22 protein-coding genes are annotated in these 20,719 nt (G+C 66.2%); 12 read left to right on the top strand and 10 right to left on the bottom strand.

What is annotated here, in order from left to right; genetic code table 11:
- Window positions 1-13: 13 nt before the first annotated feature.
- Both AC4ELS_RS15765 and treS read right to left on the bottom strand, forming a co-directional pair.
- Complete coding sequence (locus AC4ELS_RS15765) at window positions 14-1,336, bottom strand: maltokinase N-terminal cap-like domain-containing protein (protein WP_499048082.1); 1,323 nt, start codon at window positions 1,334-1,336, stop codon at window positions 14-16.
- Window positions 1,333-3,078 carry a maltose alpha-D-glucosyltransferase gene (gene treS, locus AC4ELS_RS15760; protein ID WP_499048081.1) on the bottom strand — a complete coding sequence of 582 codons (1,746 nt, stop codon included), beginning with the start codon at window positions 3,076-3,078 and terminating at the stop codon, window positions 1,333-1,335. The genes AC4ELS_RS15765 and treS overlap by 4 nt, the downstream gene beginning before the upstream one ends.
- Before the next feature lie 296 nt (window positions 3,079-3,374).
- On the opposite strand from treS, the gene AC4ELS_RS15755 reads away from it, so the two are divergent.
- The 3 genes from AC4ELS_RS15755 to pyrE are packed head-to-tail and all read left to right on the top strand — an operon-like array spanning window position 3,375 to window position 5,212.
- Complete coding sequence (locus AC4ELS_RS15755; RefSeq protein ID WP_064885219.1) at window positions 3,375-3,764, top strand: hypothetical protein; 390 nt, start codon at window positions 3,375-3,377, stop codon at window positions 3,762-3,764.
- A 23-nt stretch (window positions 3,765-3,787) separates the two neighbouring features.
- Window positions 3,788-4,582 carry a HugZ family pyridoxamine 5'-phosphate oxidase gene (locus tag AC4ELS_RS15750; protein ID WP_499048079.1) on the top strand — a complete coding sequence of 265 codons (795 nt, stop codon included), beginning with the start codon at window positions 3,788-3,790 and terminating at the stop codon, window positions 4,580-4,582.
- Between the two features lie 60 nt (window positions 4,583-4,642).
- Window positions 4,643-5,212 carry an orotate phosphoribosyltransferase gene (gene pyrE / locus AC4ELS_RS15745; protein ID WP_064885198.1) on the top strand — a complete coding sequence of 190 codons (570 nt, stop codon included), beginning with the start codon at window positions 4,643-4,645 and terminating at the stop codon, window positions 5,210-5,212.
- A 106-nt stretch (window positions 5,213-5,318) separates the two neighbouring features.
- Here pyrE and AC4ELS_RS15740 read toward each other — a convergent pair whose 3' ends face one another.
- Genes AC4ELS_RS15740 through AC4ELS_RS15725 form a run of 4 tightly spaced genes read right to left on the bottom strand, consistent with a single transcriptional unit; the run spans window position 5,319 to window position 9,145 of the window.
- Window positions 5,319-6,359, bottom strand: coding sequence for an ABC transporter ATP-binding protein (locus tag AC4ELS_RS15740; RefSeq protein WP_064958537.1), 1,041 nt, complete (start codon window positions 6,357-6,359; stop codon window positions 5,319-5,321).
- Window positions 6,356-7,129: an ABC transporter permease gene (locus tag AC4ELS_RS15735; RefSeq protein ID WP_499048077.1), complete on the bottom strand. Its 774-nt coding sequence runs from the start codon at window positions 7,127-7,129 to the stop codon at window positions 6,356-6,358. Before AC4ELS_RS15735 ends, AC4ELS_RS15740 begins: the two co-directional genes overlap by 4 nt.
- On the bottom strand, window positions 7,126-7,998 hold the full coding sequence (locus AC4ELS_RS15730) for an ABC transporter permease (protein WP_165609164.1): 873 nt from the start codon (window positions 7,996-7,998) through the stop codon (window positions 7,126-7,128). Before AC4ELS_RS15730 ends, AC4ELS_RS15735 begins: the two co-directional genes overlap by 4 nt.
- 7 nt (window positions 7,999-8,005) lie before the next feature.
- A complete protein-coding gene (locus AC4ELS_RS15725) occupies window positions 8,006-9,145 on the bottom strand; it encodes an ABC transporter substrate-binding protein (RefSeq protein ID WP_499048075.1) in 1,140 nt (379 codons plus the stop codon).
- 128 nt (window positions 9,146-9,273) lie between these two features.
- Here AC4ELS_RS15725 and AC4ELS_RS15720 point away from each other — a divergent pair, with 128 nt between their 5' ends.
- From AC4ELS_RS15720 to AC4ELS_RS15700, 5 genes are all read left to right on the top strand, one after another.
- Entirely contained in the window at window positions 9,274-9,684 is a 411-nt protein-coding gene (locus AC4ELS_RS15720) for a hypothetical protein (RefSeq protein WP_448444712.1), read from the top strand.
- 34 nt (window positions 9,685-9,718) lie between these two features.
- On the top strand, window positions 9,719-10,147 hold the full coding sequence (locus AC4ELS_RS15715; protein ID WP_064958541.1) for a TIGR03668 family PPOX class F420-dependent oxidoreductase: 429 nt from the start codon (window positions 9,719-9,721) through the stop codon (window positions 10,145-10,147).
- A gap of 96 nt (window positions 10,148-10,243) precedes the next feature.
- Window positions 10,244-10,528, top strand: a complete 285-nt coding sequence (locus tag AC4ELS_RS15710; RefSeq protein ID WP_499048073.1) for a type VII secretion target — start codon at window positions 10,244-10,246, stop codon at window positions 10,526-10,528.
- 132 nt (window positions 10,529-10,660) lie between these two features.
- Window positions 10,661-11,818, top strand: a complete 1,158-nt coding sequence (locus tag AC4ELS_RS15705; RefSeq protein ID WP_064887504.1) for a hypothetical protein — start codon at window positions 10,661-10,663, stop codon at window positions 11,816-11,818.
- Window positions 11,815-12,567 carry a hypothetical protein gene (locus tag AC4ELS_RS15700; protein ID WP_499048071.1) on the top strand — a complete coding sequence of 251 codons (753 nt, stop codon included), beginning with the start codon at window positions 11,815-11,817 and terminating at the stop codon, window positions 12,565-12,567. Before AC4ELS_RS15705 ends, AC4ELS_RS15700 begins: the two co-directional genes overlap by 4 nt.
- A 22-nt stretch (window positions 12,568-12,589) precedes the next feature.
- On the opposite strand, the gene AC4ELS_RS15695 is transcribed toward AC4ELS_RS15700, so the two are convergent.
- A complete protein-coding gene (locus AC4ELS_RS15695; RefSeq protein WP_499048069.1) occupies window positions 12,590-13,399 on the bottom strand; it encodes a hypothetical protein in 810 nt (269 codons plus the stop codon).
- 152 nt (window positions 13,400-13,551) lie between these two features.
- Here AC4ELS_RS15695 and AC4ELS_RS15690 point away from each other — a divergent pair, with 152 nt between their 5' ends.
- Window positions 13,552-15,705, top strand: a complete 2,154-nt coding sequence (locus AC4ELS_RS15690) for an elongation factor G-like protein EF-G2 (RefSeq protein WP_499048066.1) — start codon at window positions 13,552-13,554, stop codon at window positions 15,703-15,705.
- 7 nt (window positions 15,706-15,712) lie between these two features.
- On the opposite strand, the gene AC4ELS_RS15685 is transcribed toward AC4ELS_RS15690, so the two are convergent.
- Window positions 15,713-16,273 carry a carboxymuconolactone decarboxylase family protein gene (locus AC4ELS_RS15685; RefSeq protein ID WP_064887420.1) on the bottom strand — a complete coding sequence of 187 codons (561 nt, stop codon included), beginning with the start codon at window positions 16,271-16,273 and terminating at the stop codon, window positions 15,713-15,715.
- An 87-nt stretch (window positions 16,274-16,360) separates the two neighbouring features.
- Here AC4ELS_RS15685 and AC4ELS_RS15680 point away from each other — a divergent pair, with 87 nt between their 5' ends.
- The 3 genes from AC4ELS_RS15680 to AC4ELS_RS15670 all read left to right on the top strand — a co-directional run bounded on the left by AC4ELS_RS15680 (window position 16,361) and on the right by AC4ELS_RS15670 (window position 19,058).
- Window positions 16,361-16,960 carry a TetR/AcrR family transcriptional regulator gene (locus AC4ELS_RS15680; protein WP_064887421.1) on the top strand — a complete coding sequence of 200 codons (600 nt, stop codon included), beginning with the start codon at window positions 16,361-16,363 and terminating at the stop codon, window positions 16,958-16,960.
- Window positions 16,957-17,664: an SDR family NAD(P)-dependent oxidoreductase gene (locus AC4ELS_RS15675; RefSeq protein WP_064887422.1), complete on the top strand. Its 708-nt coding sequence runs from the start codon at window positions 16,957-16,959 to the stop codon at window positions 17,662-17,664. Before AC4ELS_RS15680 ends, AC4ELS_RS15675 begins: the two co-directional genes overlap by 4 nt.
- Before the next feature lie 242 nt (window positions 17,665-17,906).
- A complete protein-coding gene (locus tag AC4ELS_RS15670; protein WP_082941918.1) occupies window positions 17,907-19,058 on the top strand; it encodes an MCE family protein in 1,152 nt (383 codons plus the stop codon).
- A gap of 4 nt (window positions 19,059-19,062) precedes the next feature.
- Here AC4ELS_RS15670 and AC4ELS_RS15665 read toward each other — a convergent pair whose 3' ends face one another.
- Both AC4ELS_RS15665 and AC4ELS_RS15660 read right to left on the bottom strand, forming a co-directional pair.
- Window positions 19,063-19,728: a hypothetical protein gene (locus tag AC4ELS_RS15665; protein WP_064887425.1), complete on the bottom strand. Its 666-nt coding sequence runs from the start codon at window positions 19,726-19,728 to the stop codon at window positions 19,063-19,065.
- Window positions 19,729-19,772: 44 nt separating this feature from the next.
- A complete protein-coding gene (locus tag AC4ELS_RS15660) occupies window positions 19,773-20,675 on the bottom strand; it encodes a DMT family transporter (protein ID WP_499048063.1) in 903 nt (300 codons plus the stop codon).
- Window positions 20,676-20,719: the final 44 nt, after the last annotated feature.

Genomic DNA, 20,719 nt, shown 5'->3' with positions numbered 1-20,719 from the left:
GCTAATGAAGATATCAACCGATCAGGCGGGTCACCGATCCCAGTGGGACGGGTAGCCAACTCGGCCGGAACCGGGCCTCATAGGCCGCCTCGTACACCGCCTTGTCCAGCTCGTAGGCCGCCAACAGCGCGGCCTGCTCGCGCGGATCGGTGCCGGCTGCCTCGGTGTAGCCGTCGCAGAATGCCGCGCTGTTGCGGTCGGCCCACTCCCGGGCCCGCGCCGCCAACTGCCGGGCCCGGTCGTCGTCGGTGGCCAGGTCCACCAGGCGCGCATACGCCGCGTAGTCGAAGGACCTCAACATGCCCGCGACGTCACGCAGTGGCGAGTCGGGGCTGCGCCGCAGCTGCAGCGGCTGGCCGGGCTCGCCCTCGAAGTCGATCAGCAGCCAGTTCTCCGGGGTGCGCAGCACCTGCCCGAGATGCAGATCGCCGTGTACCCGCTGGACCCTCACCTGCTCGTCGGCGAGCTTGCGGTAGCGGTCCTCGATCAGCGAGACATGCTCGCGCAGTTCGGGTACCGCCTCTGCGGCAGTGGCCAGCCGGGCGGTCATGAGCTCGGTCGGGAACGGCACCGACTCGGTGCCGAGCTGCTCGGCCAGACAGGCATGTACCGAGGCCACCGCCTCCCCCAGCCGGTGGGACTCGGCGGCGAAGTCACCGCCCACCTCGTCGGCATAGAGATCGCCCTCGGCGAAGAGGTCACGGGTGCTGGCGTTGGCCATGTCCCAGCCCTCGGCAGAGTTGGCGGCGAATTCGGTCACCATCCCCAACGCGAAAGGCTCACCCTCCCAATCGATATCGATCGATCCGAGCAGCCTCGCCACATGCGGGTTACCGGCCCGGGCCAGCACGCGGTTGAGTTCGATGTCGGGGTTGATGCCCGGGGTGATCCGGCGGAACACCTTGAGCACGGCATCCTGCCCGAACACCACGCTGGTATTGCTCTGCTCTGCCGCCGACACCCGGGGCAGCGCATCCAGCGGCAGGGTGGCTCCTGGCTCCTTGCTGCACGTCAGCCCGCCCACGGTGGCCGAACGGTCGACCATCTCCAGCAGATATCGCGCGGCGTCCTGGTCGTAGAGGGCGTCGGAGGCCGTCCGCCCGTCGTCACTGCCGATCGTGGCCACGGAGCTGTATTCCTCGATCAGGTCGGCATCCCACTTCACCAGTACCTGGTACCGCTCGACGGTTCCGTCGGCGTAGGACACCTGCAGCAACGTCAGGTCGAGATCCTCGTTCAAGTCGAGCACCAGACCTGGTGTGGCGGTCGCCAATTCGCGTCCGCGGCCGGCGTACCAGCGCTGCTGACTCAGCCAGTCAGCGAATTCGAGACTCATTGCTGTGCAGCCTCCCGCTCGGGCTCGCGGAGCTCGAACCAGTAGAACCCGTGCCCGGGCAGCGTCAGCAGGTACGGCAGCTGACCGATACTGGGGAACTCGACGTAGCCGGACATCTCGATGGGCGTATATCCGCTCCACTCTTGCAGATTCAGTTCGATGGGCTGCGGGAACCGCGACAGGTTGTTCACGCACAGCACCGCATCGCCGTCGCTCTCGATCTGGCGGACGTAAGCCAGTACCGACGGGTTGGAGCCGCCCAGTTCACGGAACTCCCCGACCGCGAACGCATCGTGGCGGCCGCGGATGGCCAGCATGCTGCGGGTCCAGTTCAGCAGCGACGTCGAACTGTCCCGCTGCGCTTCGACATTCACCGACTGGTAGCCGTACACCGCGTCCTGGTTCGGCGGCAGGTACAGCCGGCCCGGGTTGGCCGTGGAGAACCCGGTGTTGCGGTCCGGCGTCCACTGCATCGGGGTGCGCACGCTGTCGCGGTCACCGAGCCAGATGATGTCGCCCATGCCGATCTCGTCGCCGTAGTAGAGCATCGGCGATCCGGGCAGGGACAGCAGCAACGCGGTGAACAGTTCGATCTGGTTGCGGTCGTTCTCCAGCAACGGGGCCAGCCGACGGCGGATACCGACGTTGGCCTTCATCCGCGGATCCTTGGCGTACTCGGCGTACATGTAGTCGCGCTCGTCGTCGGTGACCATCTCCAGCGTGAGCTCGTCGTGGTTGCGCAGGAAGATCGCCCAGTGCGCCATGTCCGGGATCGCCGGGGTCTGCGCCAGGATCTCCGAGATCGGGAACCGCGACTCCCGTCGCACGGCCATGAAGATCCGCGGCATCAACGGGAAATGGAAGGCCATGTGGCACTCGTCGCCGCCCGTGCTCGGATCGCCGAAGTACTCGACCACGTCGGCCGGCCACTGATTGGCCTCGGCCAGCAGCACCCGGCCGGGGAACTCGTCGTCCACCACCTTGCGGCACCGCTTGAGGAAGGCGTGGGTCTCGGGCAGGTTCTCGCAATTGGTGCCCTCGCGTTCGAACAGGTAGGGCACCGCATCCAGCCGAAAACCGTCGATGCCGAGATCCAGCCAGAACCGCAGGACGTCGATCATCGCCTCCTGCACCGCCGGATTGTCGTAGTTCAGGTCGGGCTGGTGAGAGAAGAACCGGTGCCAGTAGAACTGACGGCGCACGGGGTCGAAGGTCCAGTTCGACTCTTCGGTGTCGACGAAGATGATGCGCGCATCTGCGTACCGGTCGCTGGTGTCGCTCCAGACATAGAAGTCGCCGTAGGGACCGTCGGGGTTCTGCCGTGACTCCTGGAACCACGCGTGGGAGTCGGAGGTGTGGTTCATCACCAGGTCGGTGATGACGCGGATACCCCGACGGTGCGCGCCGTCGAGCAGCGCGACGAAGTCCTCCACGGTGCCGAACTCGGGTAGCACCTTGTAGAAGTCCCGGATGTCGTAGCCACCGTCACGCAGCGGAGAATCGTAGAACGGTGGCAGCCAGAGGCAGTCCACACCCAGCCACTTGAGGTAGTCGAGTTGCTGGGTCAGACCGCGTAGATCGCCGACACCGTCGGCGTTCGAGTCGTAGAACGCCCGGACCAGAACCTCGTAGAACACCGCCCGCTTGAACCAGTCGCGGTCGGTGGGCAGCGTTCTGGCATGGCTGAAGTCCTCGGCGGTCGGATGTTCGACCAGTGGGTGATCGTCCTGAGCGTTGTCCATCAGCTTTCCAACGTACCCACTTCATCCGGCCTCGACACCTGCGCGAAACCTGGCACCGGACGTGGTCATCCGAAACGATCCTGCAGCAACGTGATTCGCCACTGGGTGCGTGTTTGCGGAAAAACTAACGGTTGAATAAGAGACAGCAACGGGTTACGTTTTTCCCGCATTTGATCTCCTCGTCGGCTATGGGCCGGCGAGCACAAACTTTCGACGAGGGATGGCCTGTGGGTGAGTCGGCACCTAATGACGGTGAAGCACCAGTAATCGTTGGACTTTCTGATGCAGCGATGCACATGTACATCGCCGCGATCGACGCGCTACCGCCGGTCGGCGACCCGGAGTACGCCGACCGCGCCGCAGTCGTCCTCAGCGGTCTGCGCAAGCTGCAGACGTCGCTGTCGGAGGCAGCGGGCCGCAGCCGCGTCACCCCGTCGGTCATCGTGGCGCTCAGCGGTGTGCGGCACCGCTATGACGAGCTGATGACGACCGCGTCCGAAGGCCCCGGCGCCACGCTCGGTCAGCGTCTGTACGTTGCGCGCGGCAACGCGAAGCTGTCCACCGAGGAAGCCGCCAACGGCGTCGGGCTGCGTAAGGACCTCATCGAGGCCGTTGAGGCCGAGGAGCCCGCGACCGAAGCCGAGACCGCTCAGATCAAGGACCTCATCGCCGCGCTCGGCGGCTGAGCCCACAGCGGTAGGGTCGCTGCGTGACGCGCGATCATGGCGACCCCGGTGATGCCCCCTCGGTTCCTCCCCCACTGACGGAGGTGATCGCGGGGGCACGTCCGTCTGCAGCCGAGGAAGCCCGGACCGTCGCCGCATCGACCAACGCGGGCACGCTGGCCACCCTCACCGCTGACGGCGACCCGTGGGCATCCTTCGTCACCTACGGACTGCTGGCCGGTGCACCGGTGCTCTGTGTGTCGAACATGGCCGAGCACGGCCGCAACCTCGCCGGCGACCCCCGGGCCAGCATCTCCGTCGTCGCCCCCGACAACGGGTCAGATCCGTTGGCCGGCAGCCGCATCACGCTGGCCGGTGTCGTCGAGCGACCCAGCGGCGACGAGCTCGCCGCGGCCCGCCAGGCCCATCTGGACGCGGTCGCCGCCGCCCGCTACTACATCGACTTCAGCGACTTCTCGCTCTGGGTGCTGCGCGTGCAGCGCGTGCGCTGGGTGGGCGGATACGGCCGGATGGACTCGACCACCGGCGAGGCCTATGCGGCCGCCGGACCCGACCCCGTCGCACCGCACGCCGCCGGCGCGATCGAGCACCTCAACGCCGACCACGCCGATTCGCTGGCCGAGATGGCCCGTGCCCTCGGCGGCTACCCCGACACGACCGCGGCGGTGTGCACCGGCGCCGACCGCTACGGCCTGGATCTGCGGGTCACCACCGAGCGCGGGATGGCCTACACCCGAGTCGGCTACGCCGCACCGATCAGCTCCTTCGGTGAGTTGCGGGCGGCCACGGTCGAGTTGGCCCAGCGCGCTCGGGCTTGATCCGCGCACCGCGCCGGCTGGGCCCGCGACCCCGTCAGGCCGTGCAATACGATCGCGGGTATGCCTGAGCGCCCGGACACCTGGCAAGCCGCCTTCGACCTGATCCGCACCCGCGGCTACGAACACCGCGAGGAGCCGTTCCGGCTGGCCAGCGGGCAGCTGAGCCACGACTACATCGACGGCAAGTTCGCCATCGACACCGGCGAGCGGATGGCCATCGTCAGCCGAGCGGTCGCCGATCTGGCCGCCGCGAGCGGTATCGAGTTCGACGCCGTCGGCGGGCTCACCATGGGCGCCGACCCGCTGGCCCACGGGGTCGCGATGGTGACCGGCAAGGCCTGGTTCTCGGTGCGCAAGGAACAGAAGTCCCGCGGCCGCGAGCAGTGGATCGAGGGCACCCGGCTCGAGCCCGGTACCCGCGTGCTGCTGGTCGACGACGTGATCAGCACCGGTGGCTCCACCGAGATCGCCTACGAACGCGTGACCGCCGTCGGCGCCGTCGTCACCGGCGTCATCCCGATGGTCGACCGCGGCGACGTCGCGACCGGGCGGTTCGCCAAGCGCGGGGTCCCGTTCGCGGCGCTGGTCACCTACCGCGATCTGGGGATCGAACCGGTCAAGGACGTTTAAGGCAGAGAACCAACCGCCGGGAGCCTCACGTTCGTAACGCCATGGCGGTCCCGGGCGGGATTTTTCGTCATGCCGTTACGAACGCGAACCGGTCGGACCGGGCACGCTAGATCACCAGGACCGGCGCCCGCTCCAGAGCAAGGTTGACGACGACGCCGGGCCCGAAGGCCCGGGCCCGCGAGCTGGGCAGCTGCGCGTGGATCAGCGAGCCGTCGGGCAGTGAGATGTACACGTGCGACGTCGGGCCCAGGAACGACACGGATTCCACCACCGCGGGCCCGTCCGGATCGGCGCGCACCCGGATCGATTCCGGCCGCACCATCGCGATACCCGACCCGGAACTGATCGATCCGGGCAGCGTCGGCAACTCGGCGCCCAGCAGTCTGGCCCGTCCGCCCGCCACCCGCGCGCGCACCTTGTTGTGCAAGCCGACGAATTCGGCGACGAACGGCGTCGACGGGCGAGCGTAGACCACGGCAGGAGTGGCGAGCTGCTCGAGTTTGCCGTGACTCATCACCCCGACCCGGTCCGCAACCCCGAGGGCCTCCTCCTGGTCATGGGTGACGAACAACGTCGTGATGCCGACTTCGAGCTGCACCCGCCGGATCTCGTCACGCAGTTGCGAGCGCACCTTCGCATCGAGTGCCGACAGCGGCTCGTCGAGCAGCAGCACCCTCGGCTCGATCGCCAGGGCCCGGGCCAACGCGACCCGCTGCTGTTCGCCCCCGGACAGCTCGCTCGCATACTTGCCCTTGTGCGCCGCCAGGCCCACCAGATCGAGCATGTCTGCAGCTCGAAACAGCCGGTCCTGCTTGGACTTTCCACGCATCTTCAAACCGAATGCGACGTTGTCCAACACGGTCAGGTGCGGGAACAGGCTGTAGGCCTGGAACACCATGCCCATATCCCGCTTGTTGGCCGGCACCGAGCTGATGTCACGGCCGCCGACGAACACGGTGCCGGCGCTGGCCTCTTCCAGCCCGGCCAGGATGCGGAGCGCCGTGGTCTTGCCGCAGCCCGACGGGCCGAGCAGCGCGACCAACTCCCCCGGCTCGATCGACAGGCTCAGCCCGTCGAGTGCGTGGACGTTGCCGTAAGTGCGGGTGAGGTCACGAAGTTCAACGCGCACACCGGCCCCGAGACTCATGTCTGAACTCCCAACCTCCGGCGGCGGCCCCGCGTGAGCGCCGCCAAGACCAACAACAGAGCGAAGCCGAGCAGCAGCGTGGCCAGCGAGGCCGCCACCGACGTCGCGCCGTCACTCTTCCCGATCGCCACGATCTGGACGGGGAGCGTCTCGAAGCCACTCAGCGAGGCCACGGTGTATTCACCGAGCACCACCGCAATGGAAATGAAGGCAGCGGACAGGATCCCAGACCAGATGTTGGGCACGATCACCCGGGTGATGGTCGAGATCCAACCGGCCCCCAACGACCGAGCTGCCTCCGACAAGGTCTGCAGGTCGATCGCGGACAGCGCGGAATCGATCGCCCGGTAGGCGAACGGCAGGACCAGCACGACGTAGACGAATGTCAGGGTGAGCGCCGACTCGCCGAGAAGATAAGTGACCCACAGGTACACGTTGCGCAGGCCCACCACGATGACCAGGGCCGGAATGGTCAGCGGCAGCAGGCACAGAAACTCCACCAGCGGTGCGGCCCAGCGGACCCGCACGCGTACCCAGATCATCGTCGACACCAGCAACGCCAGCATCGCGATGACGGTGAACACCGCGAGCAGCAATGAGATCAGGATGGCGTGATACAGCGCCTCGTCGGCGACCAGATTGCGCCATGCCGCGCCGGTGCGCCCGCCGGCGATGAGATTCCGGGTCGAGAAGTCGGCCATCGCATACAGCGGAAACAGGAAGAACAGGCCGAACAGCACCCAGAGCGCCACGCGGGCAGCGCGATTCATTTGAGCCACCTCGCCGTGCGCCGGACCAAGGCGTTGTAGGCGATCATCACCACGGCCACCACCACGATCATCTCGCAGGCCAGCGCATAGGCGAAACCGGACTGACCCAGCACGACCTCACTGGTGAGTGCGGCGCGGATCAACAGCGGCACGATCGGACTGCCCTGACTGACCAGTGCGGCCGCGGTGGCGTAGGCGGCAAACGCGTTGGCGAACAACAACAACGCCGACCCCCAGAATGCCGGGGTCAGCAGCGGCACTGCGACCTCCCGCAGGTACTGCCACCGTGACGCGCCGAGGCTGACGGCGGCCTCGCGCCACTGCTCACGCAACCCCTCGAGGGCGGGCAGGAACACGATCACCATCAACGGGATCTGGAAGTAGCTGTACACCAGGATCAGCCCGCCGAGTCCGTACAACCAGCCGGAACCGGCCAGATCCCAGCCGAGGTTCTCCTTGACCCACAGTGTCAGCACGCCGTTGAGCCCGATGGTGGCAAGAAAAGCGAAAGCCAGTGCCACACCGCCGAACTGGGCCAGCACACTGCACAGTGCCAGCACCGTGCGACGAACCATCGACGCGTGTGGGCTGCTGACGATCAGCCAGGCCAGCACCGCGCCCAGCACCGCCCCGATCAGCGCCGTACTGGCCGACAGGGCAATGCTCTTGGCCAGAGCCGCCAGGGCGGTACCGGAGAACAGCGCGGCAATCCGATCCAGTGAGAAGGATCCGTCGGCGAAGAACGCCATGACGATCACCGTCGCCGTGGGGACGATCAGAAAGACTGTCACCACCGCCACGAACGGCAGCAATGGCAGCGCGTCACGGATGTCTGCGCGGAGGTCCCGACGAGTTGTACTACCCGGCACTGGCGACCTAGCCGATCGCCTTGGCCCAGTTGTCGGCCAGATACTGGTTGGCTACGTCGGTTTGGGCCTGGCTCGCGACCGTCACCGGGCCGTCGATGGGAGGCAACTGACCGAACGCCGCGCGGTCGGCGGTGCCGGCCAGGATCATCTTGTCGGCGCGCACCGGGCGAACCCCGCCCTTGGCGTACAGGTTCTGCCCCTCGTCGCTGAACAGGAATTCCTGCCACAACCGGGCCGCCGCCGGATGCGGTGCATCCTTGTTGATCGCCTGATAGTAGTACCCCGCGACCAGTGCCTCGTGCGGAACGATCACCTGCCATCCCGGGACCTTCTGACTCTCGGTGCCGTTGAGGTAGTTCCAGTCGATCACCACCGGGGTCTGCCCTGATTCGATGGTGGCCGGGGTCGGATCCAGCGGCAGGAAGTTGCCTGCCTCGTTGAGCTTTTCGAAGAACGCGACGCCGGGGGCGACGTCGTCGGCCGACCCGCCCTGTGCCACCGCTGCCATCAGGACCCCGGCGAACGCCGCGCCGGCCTGGGTCGGGTCTCCGTTGAGCGCGACCTTGCCGTGGTACTCCGGCTTGAGCAGGTCTTCGACGGAGGTGATCGGTGGAACCTTCGTGGAATCGAAGCCGATGGACATGAAGCCGCCGTAATCGTTGACCCAGGTGCCGTCCGGGTCCTTGAGGTTCTCCTGGATGTCATCGAAGGTGGCCACCTTGTACGGAGCGAACATCGAGGTGTTCGCGAGCGCGACCGACTGCCCCAGGTCGAACACGTCGGGTGCGGTGCTCTTGCCCTTCTGCTGGTTCGCCGCGTTGATCTCTTCCTGACTGGAACCGTCGGGCAGCGCCGAGTTCACCTTGATGCCGTACTTCTCCTCGAAGGCCTTGATGATGGCGCCGTAGTTGGCCCAATCCGGCGGCAGCGCAATGACATTGAGCTCACCTTCGGCCTTGGCCGCCGCGATGAGCTTGTCCATCCCGCCGAAGTCGGCCGCAGACTTGGCCTCGGCGACCTTGACGCCGGTATCGGTGTCACCACCGGCAGCGCCCTTCTGGGGCGGCGCGCACGCCGCCAGACCCACCGCGACGAGTGCCGATGCGGCCAGAGCCGCAGATGCTGTCACGATCCGGGACGTCATCATTACCAAACCCTCCGTTGGCCACCAAGCGCGCGCACCGGCACCCTATCGTGACCTCGCCGAACGTGAGAGGCATCGCAAGCCGCCCGGTGGTGGACGATGGCAACACCGGCTGACTAGGGTTGGCGCCCATGACGCCCGTCCGCACGACCCTCGCACGTCGGCGGCGTCTGCTCGCCACATCTGCCGCGTTCGTCGGCATCTGCGCCGCAGGTCAGTTCACGATCCCACCCGCCTCGGCGGCGTTCGACGTGCAGGGATATGAGACCTGTACCGCGACGGCGGCACCCGGTCCCGACCAGAACATCGACTCCGTCGCCACGACCTGCTGTGTCGACAACGCCGGAGTCCCTGCCACCACCACCTACGGCGTCGGTTGCGTCGCGCCGGTCGAGAATCCGCCAGAGGACTACCGGCCCACGATCATCATGCCGACCCGGCCCATGCCACCGGGTGCGGGCGACCCGACCTATGACGAGCTCATGAAGCTCCCGCCACTCCCGGACGAGAGCGCGCCCCCCGGCGATGTCCCGCCGCCCTGAGACGCAGACGGTGTCATCCACATAATCTCGACTGATGGCTGATCTCGCTGATCTCGAAGCCGCAACTCGATTCGCCGCTGCACCCACTGCCGTCCTGGCGACACTGCGACCGGACGGCGCGCCGCACCTGGTCCCGGTGGTCTTTGCCGTGCACCGATCCGCCGAGGGCGACACCATCTACTCCGCTGTGGACGCCAAACCCAAGTCCACCCAGCGACTGCGCCGGCTGGCCAACATCGAGGGCGATTCCCGGGTCAGCCTGCTGGTCGACCACTACACCGACGAGTGGGAACACCTGTGGTGGGTCCGTGCGGACGGACGGGCCACGGTCCACCGCGGCGGTGACGCGATGGCCACCGGCTACGGGCTGCTGCGCGCGAAGTATCCGCAGTACGAGCGAATTGCACTGAACGGCCCGGTCGTCACTGTCGAGGTCACGCGCTGGTCGTCCTGGCAGGTGTGACAGCGCCCGGAGCAGCCAAATTGGTGATCAGCGGGCCCACCGACCTGCCCTAACATCGTTGATGATGCAACGAACCAACGGCTGAACGGAGCTGTCATGGAGGTCGACCCCGAGGTCCTGCGCGCCTTTGCCGGTCAGGTGGAGATCGCGTCGGGGCTGATCCGCGAAGCCGACGTCGGCACCAAGGTCGCCACCGCAGCCAACGGACTGGACGGATCGACCACGCAGTGGGCGGCCCGACTGGTCGGCACGCATGTCAAACAGGTCGCCGAGAAGATCGCCACCAATGTCAACAACATGGGTACCGCGGTCCGAGGCGCGGCCGGCACTTACGAGGTGAGCGACGCTGATCTGGCGGGCAGCTTCAAGGGAATCTTCTGACCCGTGTTGCCCTCACGCCCACGTCTCCAAGGCTGGAACCCGGACTCGCTGACTCCCGCGGGACAAGCCATCAAGAATTCCGGCACGGCCGTCGGTGAGGCCGTATCCCGGATCAACAGCAACCTCAAGACCATGCCGGAGACCAAGGCGTGGTCAGGTGATGCGCACAACGCAGCCACGGCGATGTTCGACCGAGCCAAAACACAGACCGATGACTTCTCGAAATACACCACGGCCGTGGGTGATGCGCTCAGCGGCGCCGCCGGCCCGATCGGTAGCGCCCGAACAGCTCTACTGAACAAGGCCGACGAGATCGACAACAGCGGCCAGTTGCACGTCAGCGACCAGTGGGTGGTCCTGGTCAAAGGCGGCCAGATGACCGTCGAACAGGCGGCTGCGCTGGAGAAGCGTGCTCAGACCGAACAGGCCAACGTCAACTTGTTGCTGGTGAAGGTGGGTGCGGCCGATGAGGATGCGGCCGGGAAAGTGACGAGCGCGGCGCAGCAGCATGGATTTGAGGTGCCCAACCCTGGCGGTCTGGGCAGCCTGGTTCCCGGGATCCAGAAACCCGGCGACGAGGTGCCGAACCCGCTGTCGACAATCGGAATGCTGCAGCAGGGCATGCTCCGCGACACCGACATGTCGCAAACCGTCCGGGAAACGAAAGTAGAGACGCAGTACAACCCGAACACCGGAGAAGCGGTAGCAACGACCACGACCAGATACATGATGGACGGCAGCAAGCACATCGAGACGGTCGATGCCAAACCAAATTTCTCTGATCGAGGGCCGCTCACCACCAACGTGCATATCGACAAGAACGGGAACGAGGTTTCCAGGACAACAACTGTCACTTTCGCCGACTGGGCTCAGTACGGGATGGCCGGCAAGACCATCAGCACCACCCAATACGCGAATGGCACGATCGCCGAAGTGACCAAGTGGCCGGACGGTAAGGAAACCGCCTACGTCCGCACACCGGATGGTCGTCAGGCAGATGTTCCCATCAATCTCATCGACCACCCCATTTTGAGTCCGCTCGGCGCGACGGGAAAATACTTCGGTCCGGGGGTGAGTATTGCCACCTCGTTGTGGGACATAGCCGTGGCAGAGACGAGTTTCCAGAAGTGCGTCGCCACAGCTGAGGGTGTCACCTCGGTCACCGCCGGTACGCTCGCGGGAATCGCGGCGTCGGAGACGGGTCCGCTGGCCATACCAATCGGCCTGACCGCGGCACTCGGCGGCGAAGCCCTCGGCAACTGGATCGGCAATACGTTTTGTCCTCGATGAAGACCTCCGGTTATCTGCGCCTGGCGTTGGTCTGCGCCATTTTGTTCGGCGGCGCCGGCTTCACCATGGTCTGGACTGTCATTTGGTTCACCCGCGGCAGTTTTTTGACCGCAGCTCTCTGTCTTGGCGCATCACTGCTACTTTTCAGCTTGCTGTTTCACCTTGCTTACCCGGTCTCAGGGGCAGCTCAGCCAAGGGTGGAGTACGGACCCGAAGGCACAAAAATACGTCCGCAGAGATACGTCGATCTGATATTCAGCGTCGGTCTCTTGCTCGGCGTTCTGTCTGCGGGTGCATTTCTCCTATTTGCACAGTTCGATATGGTCGATTTCATCCCATCCGGCACCAACCGGCTGATTCTGCCGGCCGGTTGCATCTTCTACGTCATCTACGGCGTGCCGGTCCTCTACCGGATTTACAGACACCGGGACGGAAAGCACCTGCGATTGGATCCTGGCGGTTTCGAGGTGTGGGATGGTCAGTGGAATTCATTCGCACATGGAACGTGGGAAGATGTCGAACAGATTCTGGATCACCCACTCAAGGGCAAGGTGTCATTCACCGATCTGATCGTTTTCGTGCTCCCCAAAGGCCGCAGCGCAAAGCTGGGATCGGGCACCATCACCGCCAACAGCCACGCACTGCGCGAGTGGGCGCGGTTCTACTGGCAGCATCCCGAGTGTCGCGACGAACTGACCGATGGGCGTGCGCTACAGCGGCTTGACGATGAGAAGTTCACCATCCGGTGACTCCGGGGATCCGGTCTCGGCATCACTCGTCCCACCCGACCGAATCGTCCCACTGGCCTGACATCTCGCCGCCCATATCGCCGCCCATATCGACAATGGCATGGGCGACAGGTCCATCGAGGCACGCACGCAGTGTCTCGGCATCAAGCGGTTCGGCATAACCGGCACCGTCGGGCGCGTACAGGTAGTCGCCATCAGCGTCGACCGTGACCCAGTAGCGAGTCGAACCGGAGAGCGACTGCACTGTCCCGATCGCTGCGACATCACGCCCGTCCACCACGTGGACGGGCGGACCTTCCGACTCGGCATGTGGAATCAGGAAGCCGAAGTCGTCATATTCGTCGACCGCGTCGGGTGGTGGTGCCGGAAGTCGATCCTCGAAGCCTGCCACCGCGATACGCGGATGGGAGCCGGCGCCGGCCAAGCCGACCGAATCGGCGATCACCGAGCCCACGGCCCCCGGCGATACCGCATAGACGTCGACGGCGTCGACGCCATCGGGGTCACTGTGCTGCACCGCGACAAACCCTGACTCGCCGGCCAGCAGGCCGTTCAACCGAAGATCGGGAGTGTCCCCGTCAGAGACGCTGACCCGGCATCCGACGCAAACATCAGCCCGCACAAAGGCTTCCACCCACGCGCGTACGCGAGCAAGATCGCCGCCGTTGAGACGATCTTCGATCGGCCCCACGTCTCTGGTGAGCAGCCATACCGACCCCACCGGTCGGCTACGGCCCAACGGGTATGGCAACGCGTCGCGGCCGTACAGCTCGCACGCTGCCTCGAGATCGACCACCGCGACAGTGCCCACCGCATCCAGCGCATGCGTCATGACCACATTCTGACAGCTTGCTGTGCACTTCCTCGGAACGTTCACCTGCGGCCCGGGCCGGCAGCCCTTGTGCTCCAGATCACATCGGGGAATGGTGGAGAGCAGGTCCGGCGGGCCGCAGGGGGCGCCCCGGGGACACCAGGAGGAGTGCCATGGCGGACAAGACCCATTCGGCCGGCAACGGGGCTGTTCCCACCGCGGACAGCCCCGCCGCCATTCGCAACGTGGCGCTCGTCGGCCCGTCGGGTGGCGGCAAGACCACCCTCGTCGAGGCGCTCCTGGTCGCCGCCGGTGTGCTGACCCGGGCGGGCTCGGTGGTCGACGGATCGACGGTCTGCGACTTCGACGAGGCCGAGATCGGACAGCAGCGCTCGGTCGGACTGGCACTGGCCCCGTTGCAGCACAACGGGATCAAGGTCAATCTGATCGACACCCCCGGATACGCGGATTTCGTCGGGGAACTCCGCGCCGGGTTGCGCGCCGCCGACTGCGCGCTGTTCGTGATCGCGGCCAACGAGGACATCGACGAGCCGACCAAGGCGTTGTGGCAGGAATGCGCGGCGGTGGGGATGCCGCGGGCGGTGGTCATCACCAAGCTCGATCACGCCCGCGCCAACTACGCCAATGCCCTGGCCGGCGCCCAGCGGGCGTTCGGTGACAAGGTCGCACCGCTGTACTTCCCTGCGGGAGAGGGCGTCATCGGGCTTCTCACCCGCACCTATTACTGCTACAGCGACGGCACCCGCACCACCCGGCCGCCCGACGGCGCCTATGACGACGAGATCGCCGAGCTCCGCGGCTCCCTGATCGAGGGAATCATCGAGGAGTCGGAGGACGAGACGCTGATGGAGCGCTACCTCGGCGGCGAGGAGATCGACGAGGCGGTGTTGATCGCCGACCTCGAGAAGGCGGTGGCCCGCGGCTCGTTCTTCCCGGTGATCCCGGTGTGCAGTGGATCCGGGGTCGGCACGCTGGAGCTGCTGGAGATCGCCACCCGCGGCTTCCCGTCGCCGCCCGAGCACCGTCTGCCGGAGGTGTTCGCGGCGAGCGGCGCGGCCCGCAAGCCGATGGCCTGCGACCCGTCCGGGCCGCTGCTGGCCGAGGTGGTGAAGACGACGTCGGATCCCTATGTCGGCAGGGTCAGCCTGGTCCGGGTGTTCTCCGGCACCATCAGGCCCGACGCCACCGTGCATGTGTCGGGCCATTTTTCTGCCTTCAACGACGCTGTGGCACCTGAGGGATCCCACGGCCACGCCGACCACGATGAGGACGAGCGCATCGGCACCCTGTCCTTCCCCCTCGGCAAGCAGCAGCGCCCGGCCCCGTCGGTGGTGGCCGGGGACATCTGTGCGATCGGGCGACTGAGCCGAGCCGAGACCGGTGACACGCTCAGCGACAAGGCCGATCCGCTGGTGCTGCGTCCGTGGACCATGCCCGACCCGCTGCTGCCGATCGCGGTTCAGCCACGCGCCAAGACCGACGAGGACAAGCTCTCGGTCGGGTTGCAGCGGCTGGCCGCCGAGGACCCCACGCTGCGCATCGAGCAGAATCCCGAAACACACCAGATCGTGCTGTGGTGCATGGGTGAGGCGCACGCCGGGGTGGTGCTCGACGGATTGTCGCGGCGCTACGGAGTGTCGGTGGATACGGTCGAGCTGCGGGTACCGCTGCGAGAGACGCTCGGCGGCAAGGCAAAAGGACACGGCAGGCACGTCAAGCAGTCCGGCGGGCACGGACAGTACGCGGTCTGCGACATCGAGGTCGAGCCGCTGCCGGAGGGCACCGGGTTCGAGTTCGTCGACAAGGTCGTCGGCGGATCCGTACCGCGCCAGTTCATCCCGAGCGTCGAGAAAGGCGTCCGCGCGCAGATGGAGAAGGGGGTCGGTTCCGAGGTCGGGTATCCCGTCGTCGACATTCGGGTGACGCTGGTCGACGGCAAGGCACACAGCGTCGACTCTTCTGACTTCGCCTTCCAGATGGCCGGTGGCCTGGCGTTGCGGGAGGCGGCCGAAGCTGCCGGAGTGAATCTGCTCGAGCCCATCGACGACGTGACCGTGGCGGTACCGGACGATCTGGTGGGCGCGGTGATGAGCGATCTTGCCGCCCGGCGCGGCCGTGTACTCGGCACGGACAAGGCCGACGAGGACCGGACCGTGGTGAAGGCGGAGATTCCCGAGGTCGAGCTGACCCGGTATGCGATCGACCTGCGGTCACTGTCGCATGGCGCCGGGACGTTCACCCGACAGTTCGCCCGCTATGAGCCGATGCCAGAATCGGCCGCCGCCCGGATACGCCGCTCCGCGTAGTCCTCAGTCAGCTCCCCATCGTGGCGTAGAACTCGTCGCTGCCTGCGCCGTCCTCAAGCTGGACGTCAAAGGTGTTCAGGGCGAAGGCAAGTGTGCTGTAGCCGCCGAAGGTGAACATCAGGTCCATCCGCTGCCGGTCGTCGAGCCGCTCCCCCAGGCGCTCCCAGACCCCGGCCGATATCCGGGATCCGGCGTGCAGTTCATCGATCGCGTCCAGCACGGCCTGGTCGAATTCGTCTGCCGCTGAGCCGCTTTGGGCCGAATCGATATCGGCCTCGGTGAGCCCGGCCGGTAGGGCCATTGCACTGTGATGACCCCACTCGTACACACAGCCGTGGTGAAAGGCCGTACGCAGGATCACCAACTCCCTGATGCGCTCGGGCAACGTGGAGTCCTTTTGCAGGTAGGTGTTGAACGGCAGAAATGCCCCCGCCAGCACGGGATGGCGCACCAGTGTCGACAACGCGTTGCCCACCTTGTCCGGGCGGCGTCGCTCCGGCGGCACCGTGGAGGCCAGCGCCTCGCGTGCCTGATCGTCCCAGTCCTCGGCCGGCAACGGCGTCAACATACGGTGGCCCCACTTTACGATCGACTAGTAAACTCCTTTACGATCGTAAAGGAATTTTTGCCGCAGCGCACAGGAGGGGAAGCACCGATGGACGCCGCCACGGCCGAACCGGCCGGCTCGAGCACCACCCGCGAACGCCTCGTCGAGGCTGCGGTCCGGCTGTTCACCCGACACGGCTTCGCGGGTACGTCGCTGCAGATGATCGCCGACGAACTCGGCTTCACCAAGGCCGCCATCTACTACCACTTCCGTACCCGCGAACAGCTGCTGACGGCCGCGCTGGACCCGCTCCTGCGGCAGATGCAGCAGATCGTCGAAGAGGCCGAGAACCTCCGCGGCGTACACAACCGGGCCGATCGCATGGTTCGCGGCTATGCCGACCTGGCCGTGCACAACCGCGCCATGGTCTCGGTGCTGGGCACCGACCCGAGCGTGAACGAGGCCCTGCGCACCCGGACCGAGTGGGACACGGTCATCGACCGCCAGATGGCTCTCCTGGCCGATGTCGATCCCGGGCCGGCAGGCACCGTCAAGGCGGCGCTGGTGTTCTCAGGGATCGCCGGGGCCGCAGGCATCGCCTCGGCAGGACTCACCGATGAGCAGCTCTACCACCATCTGACCGAGGCGGCTCGCCGCGCCCTCGGCCTGCGCATCACCCGCACAGTCCACCGAAAGGAACAGGGATGACAGTCAAGACAGCATTGGTCACCGGGGGCGCCTCCGGAATCGGCAAGGCGATCGCCGACCGGCTGGCGGCCGACGGTTACCAGGTGGCCACCCTCGACCTCAACGCCACCGACGACCCGCACTCCTACGCGGCCGACGTCACCGATCGAGCCCAGGTCGACGCGGTCTTCAAGGCGGTCCGCGAGCAGTTGGGCCCCGTCACGATCCTGGTGAACTCGGCCGGTCTCAGCGATTTCACGCCATTCACCGAACTCACCTTCGAGCGTTGGCAGAAGGTCGTCGACGTCAACCTCAACGGCGTCTTCCATGTCGTACAGGCGGCACTGCCCGACATGATCGGCGCCGGCTGGGGCCGCATCGTCAACATCTCCTCGTCCAGCACCCATTCCGGCGTGCCGTACATGTCGGACTACGTGGCCGCCAAGTCCGCGGTCAACGGGCTGACCAAGTCGCTGGCCCTGGAATTCGGCCCGGCCGGCATCACGGTCAACGCCGTTCCGCCGGGTTTCATCGACACGCCGATGCTGCGCGCCGCCGAATCTCGTGGCGAGCTGGGCGACATCCAGAACACCATCGACGCCACCCCGGTACGGCGGATAGGGCGGCCGGAGGACATTGCAGCAACGTGTTCGTTCCTCATCTCGGAGGAGGCCGGCTACATCACGGGCCAGGTCGTCGGCGTGAACGGCGGCAGAAATACCTGATCAGCGCTTACGCTGTGACGGGGGTCTCCCAGAGTTGGCAATTTGATGTTCGCCGCACTGGACGGCCTGTAGTTGCAGTTGTCTCTGGTTGTTTGCGACAGTTTTGCTCACTTACTAGCTGGCTGCGTCAATATGTCGGAGGTTTGCGCGTGGCCTCATCCACCGCGACAGTGCGGGACCGCTTCCAACAGCGGTTCAAGCACTGGCGGTACGACCCGCCGTACAAGTCCGCATGCGCGGGCATGGTCATCCTGCTGATCGCGGTGCTGGTGTTGACGTGGATGCAGTTCCGCGGCGTATTCGAGGAAAAGACGCAGCTCACGGTTTTGTCCAACCGTTCCGGTCTGTCGATGGATCCGGGCTCGAAGGTCACGTTCAACGGGGTACCGATCGGCAGGTTGACGGCCGTGGACGTGGCGGACGTCGACGGCGAGCAGCAGGCCCAACTGACGCTGGACATCAAGCCCAAATACCTCAAGCTGATCCCCGAGAACGTCACCGCCGAACTGAAGGCCACCACGGTGTTCGGCAACAAGTACATCTCGTTCGTCGCGCCGGACAATCCGTCGTCGGCACGGGTCGACCCGGCCCATCCGATTCGCGCCAAGGGCGTCACGACGGAGTTCAACACGCTGTTCGAGACGATCACCGCGATCTCCGAGCAGATCGACCCGATCAAGCTCAACGAGACCCTGACCGCGACCGCGCAAGCTCTCGACGGCTTGGGTGACAAGTTCGGCCAGTCGATCATCAACGGCAACGACATCCTGGCCGACCTCAACCCGCGGATGCCCCAGATCCGCCGCGACATCTCCGGCCTGGCCGACCTCGGCGAGGTCTACGCCGAGGCCGCCCCCGACCTGTTCGACGGCCTGACCAACGCCGTCACCACCGCCCGCACCCTCAACGAGCAGCGTGGCAACCTCGACCAGGCGTTGGTGGCCGCGGTCGGCTTCGGCAACACCGGCGGCGACATCTTCGAGCGCGGCGGCCCGTACCTCGTCCGCGGCGCCCAGGACCTGCTGCCGGTCAGCGCGATGTTGGACCGCAACAGCCCGGCGCTGTACTGCATGATCCACAACTACGCCGAGGCTGCGCCGAAGTTCGCCCAGCAGACCCGTAACGGCTATGGATTCGAGCTTCAGGACTTCCTCGTCGGTGCACCCAACCCGTGGGTCTATCCGGACAACCTGCCCCGGGTGAACGCCACCGGCGGCCCCGAAGGGCGGCCCGGCTGCTGGCAGCCGATCACCAAGGACCTGTGGCCGGCTCCCTACCTGGTCATGGACATCGGTGCCTCGATCGCGCCGTACAACCACTTCGAACTCGGCCAGCCGCTCGTGTCCGAGTACGTGTGGGGCCGCCAGATCGGCGAGAACACGATCAACCCGTAGCGCGTCAGCCGTTACGGACCTTGGTCACCTGCTCGGTGAACACCGCGTTGAGCATCTCGACATCCGGCATGACGCTGCGGCTGCTCGACTCGCCGCCCACCGCGATGCACATGACGACGATGTCACCGACCTGCGCCGTGTAGCCCTTGATCATCATCTTCATGGTCTCGCCGACGACGCCTGCGGTCGACGTCATGTCGAAGCCGACCTGGGCATCGGCCTTGCTGGCCGGCGGTTCGAGGCGGTGCACCGCCGCTTCGGCTTTCACACCGTCCTTCTCGACGCTGAACGCCTGGCACTGGCTCAGCCATTTCTCGGTCACCGCCACCAGTCCGGAGCCCGGTTCACGGCTGAGGGTGGCGATCACCCCCGGGGTGCCCTGCCGTTCGGTGACCATGGCGGCCACCCCGCTGGACAGCGAGGTCTTGTCCGAGGAATCGCACTCCGGAGGGTCGGCCGGGCCGGTGCCGGACTTGCCCGACTCCTCGGCCATCTTCTGGCTGACGTCCTCCACATGCCAACCGGCCGGGAAGTCACTACCGGTGACCAAGAGTCCGGTCAATGACGAGTCGACCGTCACGGTCGGTTCATCGGTGCATCCGGCCAACACCACCGTGGCGGCCAGCAGTGCCCCCGCCACTTTGCTGAGCTTCCGGGTGATTCGCTGCATAGCGGTACGGTAACCGGCCCACAAGGCCGCTCGGCGCACCAATTTCAGACGGGCCGAGTGGTCTTGACCTCCAGTTGGGCCTCGAGCTTCTCCTCGTAAGCGCCCTCGTCCCGGCCGAGCGCGATGGTGGCGGCGGCCATCGCCCCGATTGCCACCGCGAGTACGACGGGCTCCCACCCGGTGATCGACAGGTGCTCCCCCAGCACCACGGAACCGAGGACGACGGCCACGACCGGCTCGAGCACCAGCATGGTCGGCACCGAGGTCTGCAGCGAGCCGGCGTGAAATGCCGACTGCTGCAACAGCGTCGCAACCACCCCGAGGGTCACCACGAGGTAAAGGGCCGGCGTGGTCAGCACGGCGAGCACACCGTCGACTGCGATCGTGTGCATCACGATCTTGGTCAGTACGGCGACCACGCCGAACATCACGCCCACGGCCAGTGCCAACAGCACCGCGCGGCGCCAGTTGGTGCTTCGCGTGGCGGCCAGGACACACAGGCCGACGGCCGCGGCGCACACCACGACGACGGTGACCGTGGTGCCCACCGATACCCCATAGGTTCCGGTGCTGGCCCTGGCCAGCGCCACGAACACGGTCAGCGCGCCGGTCAGCAGCAGGGCCCACAGCCATTCGGCGCGGCTGACCTTGCGGTGGGCCAGCCGGGCACTGAGCGGAAGCGCGAACAACAGTGCCGAAACCAGCACCGGTTGGACAAGCAGCAGCGAGCCGAATCCGAGTGCCAGCGCCTGGAACACGTACCCGGCCACCGCCGATGCGGTCCCGGCCCACCACAGCCTGCGGCGCAGCAGGGTCCGCAGCATGACGGTGCTGACGCCCTTTTCGGGCGGAACGTCCATGGTGGCGCGCTGCCGCACCACAATGCCGACAGCCGCGAAAACCGCTGCGCACAGGGCGAACAGCACCGCAAGACTGTTGCCGAGCAAGCCTCGTCAACCCCTCCCGGGCCGATGTGTCGACCTCTCGAGAA

Source organism: Mycobacterium shunyiense (assembly GCF_058270035.1).
Note: the sequence above shows the minus strand (reverse complement) of the source record. Positions and strands in the feature narration are given on the sequence as shown.

What these genes read in the sequence shown, in the direction of transcription:
- AC4ELS_RS15765 (WP_499048082.1), bottom strand. Translation starts at nt 1,336, where the DNA reads ATGAGTCTCGAATTCGCTGACTGGCTGAGTCAGCAGCGCTGGTACGCC.
- treS (WP_499048081.1), bottom strand. Translation starts at nt 3,078, where the DNA reads ATGGACAACGCTCAGGACGATCACCCACTGGTCGAACATCCGACCGCC.
- AC4ELS_RS15755 (WP_064885219.1), top strand. Translation starts at nt 3,375, where the DNA reads ATGTACATCGCCGCGATCGACGCGCTACCGCCGGTCGGCGACCCGGAG.
- pyrE (WP_064885198.1), top strand. Translation starts at nt 4,643, where the DNA reads ATGCCTGAGCGCCCGGACACCTGGCAAGCCGCCTTCGACCTGATCCGC.
- AC4ELS_RS15740 (WP_064958537.1), bottom strand. Translation starts at nt 6,359, where the DNA reads ATGAGTCTCGGGGCCGGTGTGCGCGTTGAACTTCGTGACCTCACCCGC.
- AC4ELS_RS15735 (WP_499048077.1), bottom strand. Translation starts at nt 7,129, where the DNA reads ATGAATCGCGCTGCCCGCGTGGCGCTCTGGGTGCTGTTCGGCCTGTTC.
- AC4ELS_RS15725 (WP_499048075.1), bottom strand. Translation starts at nt 9,145, where the DNA reads ATGATGACGTCCCGGATCGTGACAGCATCTGCGGCTCTGGCCGCATCG.
- AC4ELS_RS15720 (WP_448444712.1), top strand. Translation starts at nt 9,274, where the DNA reads ATGACGCCCGTCCGCACGACCCTCGCACGTCGGCGGCGTCTGCTCGCC.
- AC4ELS_RS15715 (WP_064958541.1), top strand. Translation starts at nt 9,719, where the DNA reads ATGGCTGATCTCGCTGATCTCGAAGCCGCAACTCGATTCGCCGCTGCA.
- AC4ELS_RS15710 (WP_499048073.1), top strand. Translation starts at nt 10,244, where the DNA reads ATGGAGGTCGACCCCGAGGTCCTGCGCGCCTTTGCCGGTCAGGTGGAG.
- AC4ELS_RS15705 (WP_064887504.1), top strand. Translation starts at nt 10,661, where the DNA reads ATGCCGGAGACCAAGGCGTGGTCAGGTGATGCGCACAACGCAGCCACG.
- AC4ELS_RS15700 (WP_499048071.1), top strand. Translation starts at nt 11,815, where the DNA reads ATGAAGACCTCCGGTTATCTGCGCCTGGCGTTGGTCTGCGCCATTTTG.
- AC4ELS_RS15695 (WP_499048069.1), bottom strand. Translation starts at nt 13,399, where the DNA reads ATGACGCATGCGCTGGATGCGGTGGGCACTGTCGCGGTGGTCGATCTC.
- AC4ELS_RS15690 (WP_499048066.1), top strand. Translation starts at nt 13,552, where the DNA reads ATGGCGGACAAGACCCATTCGGCCGGCAACGGGGCTGTTCCCACCGCG.
- AC4ELS_RS15685 (WP_064887420.1), bottom strand. Translation starts at nt 16,273, where the DNA reads ATGTTGACGCCGTTGCCGGCCGAGGACTGGGACGATCAGGCACGCGAG.
- AC4ELS_RS15680 (WP_064887421.1), top strand. Translation starts at nt 16,361, where the DNA reads ATGGACGCCGCCACGGCCGAACCGGCCGGCTCGAGCACCACCCGCGAA.
- AC4ELS_RS15675 (WP_064887422.1), top strand. Translation starts at nt 16,957, where the DNA reads ATGACAGTCAAGACAGCATTGGTCACCGGGGGCGCCTCCGGAATCGGC.
- AC4ELS_RS15670 (WP_082941918.1), top strand. Translation starts at nt 17,907, where the DNA reads ATGGTCATCCTGCTGATCGCGGTGCTGGTGTTGACGTGGATGCAGTTC.
- AC4ELS_RS15665 (WP_064887425.1), bottom strand. Translation starts at nt 19,728, where the DNA reads ATGCAGCGAATCACCCGGAAGCTCAGCAAAGTGGCGGGGGCACTGCTG.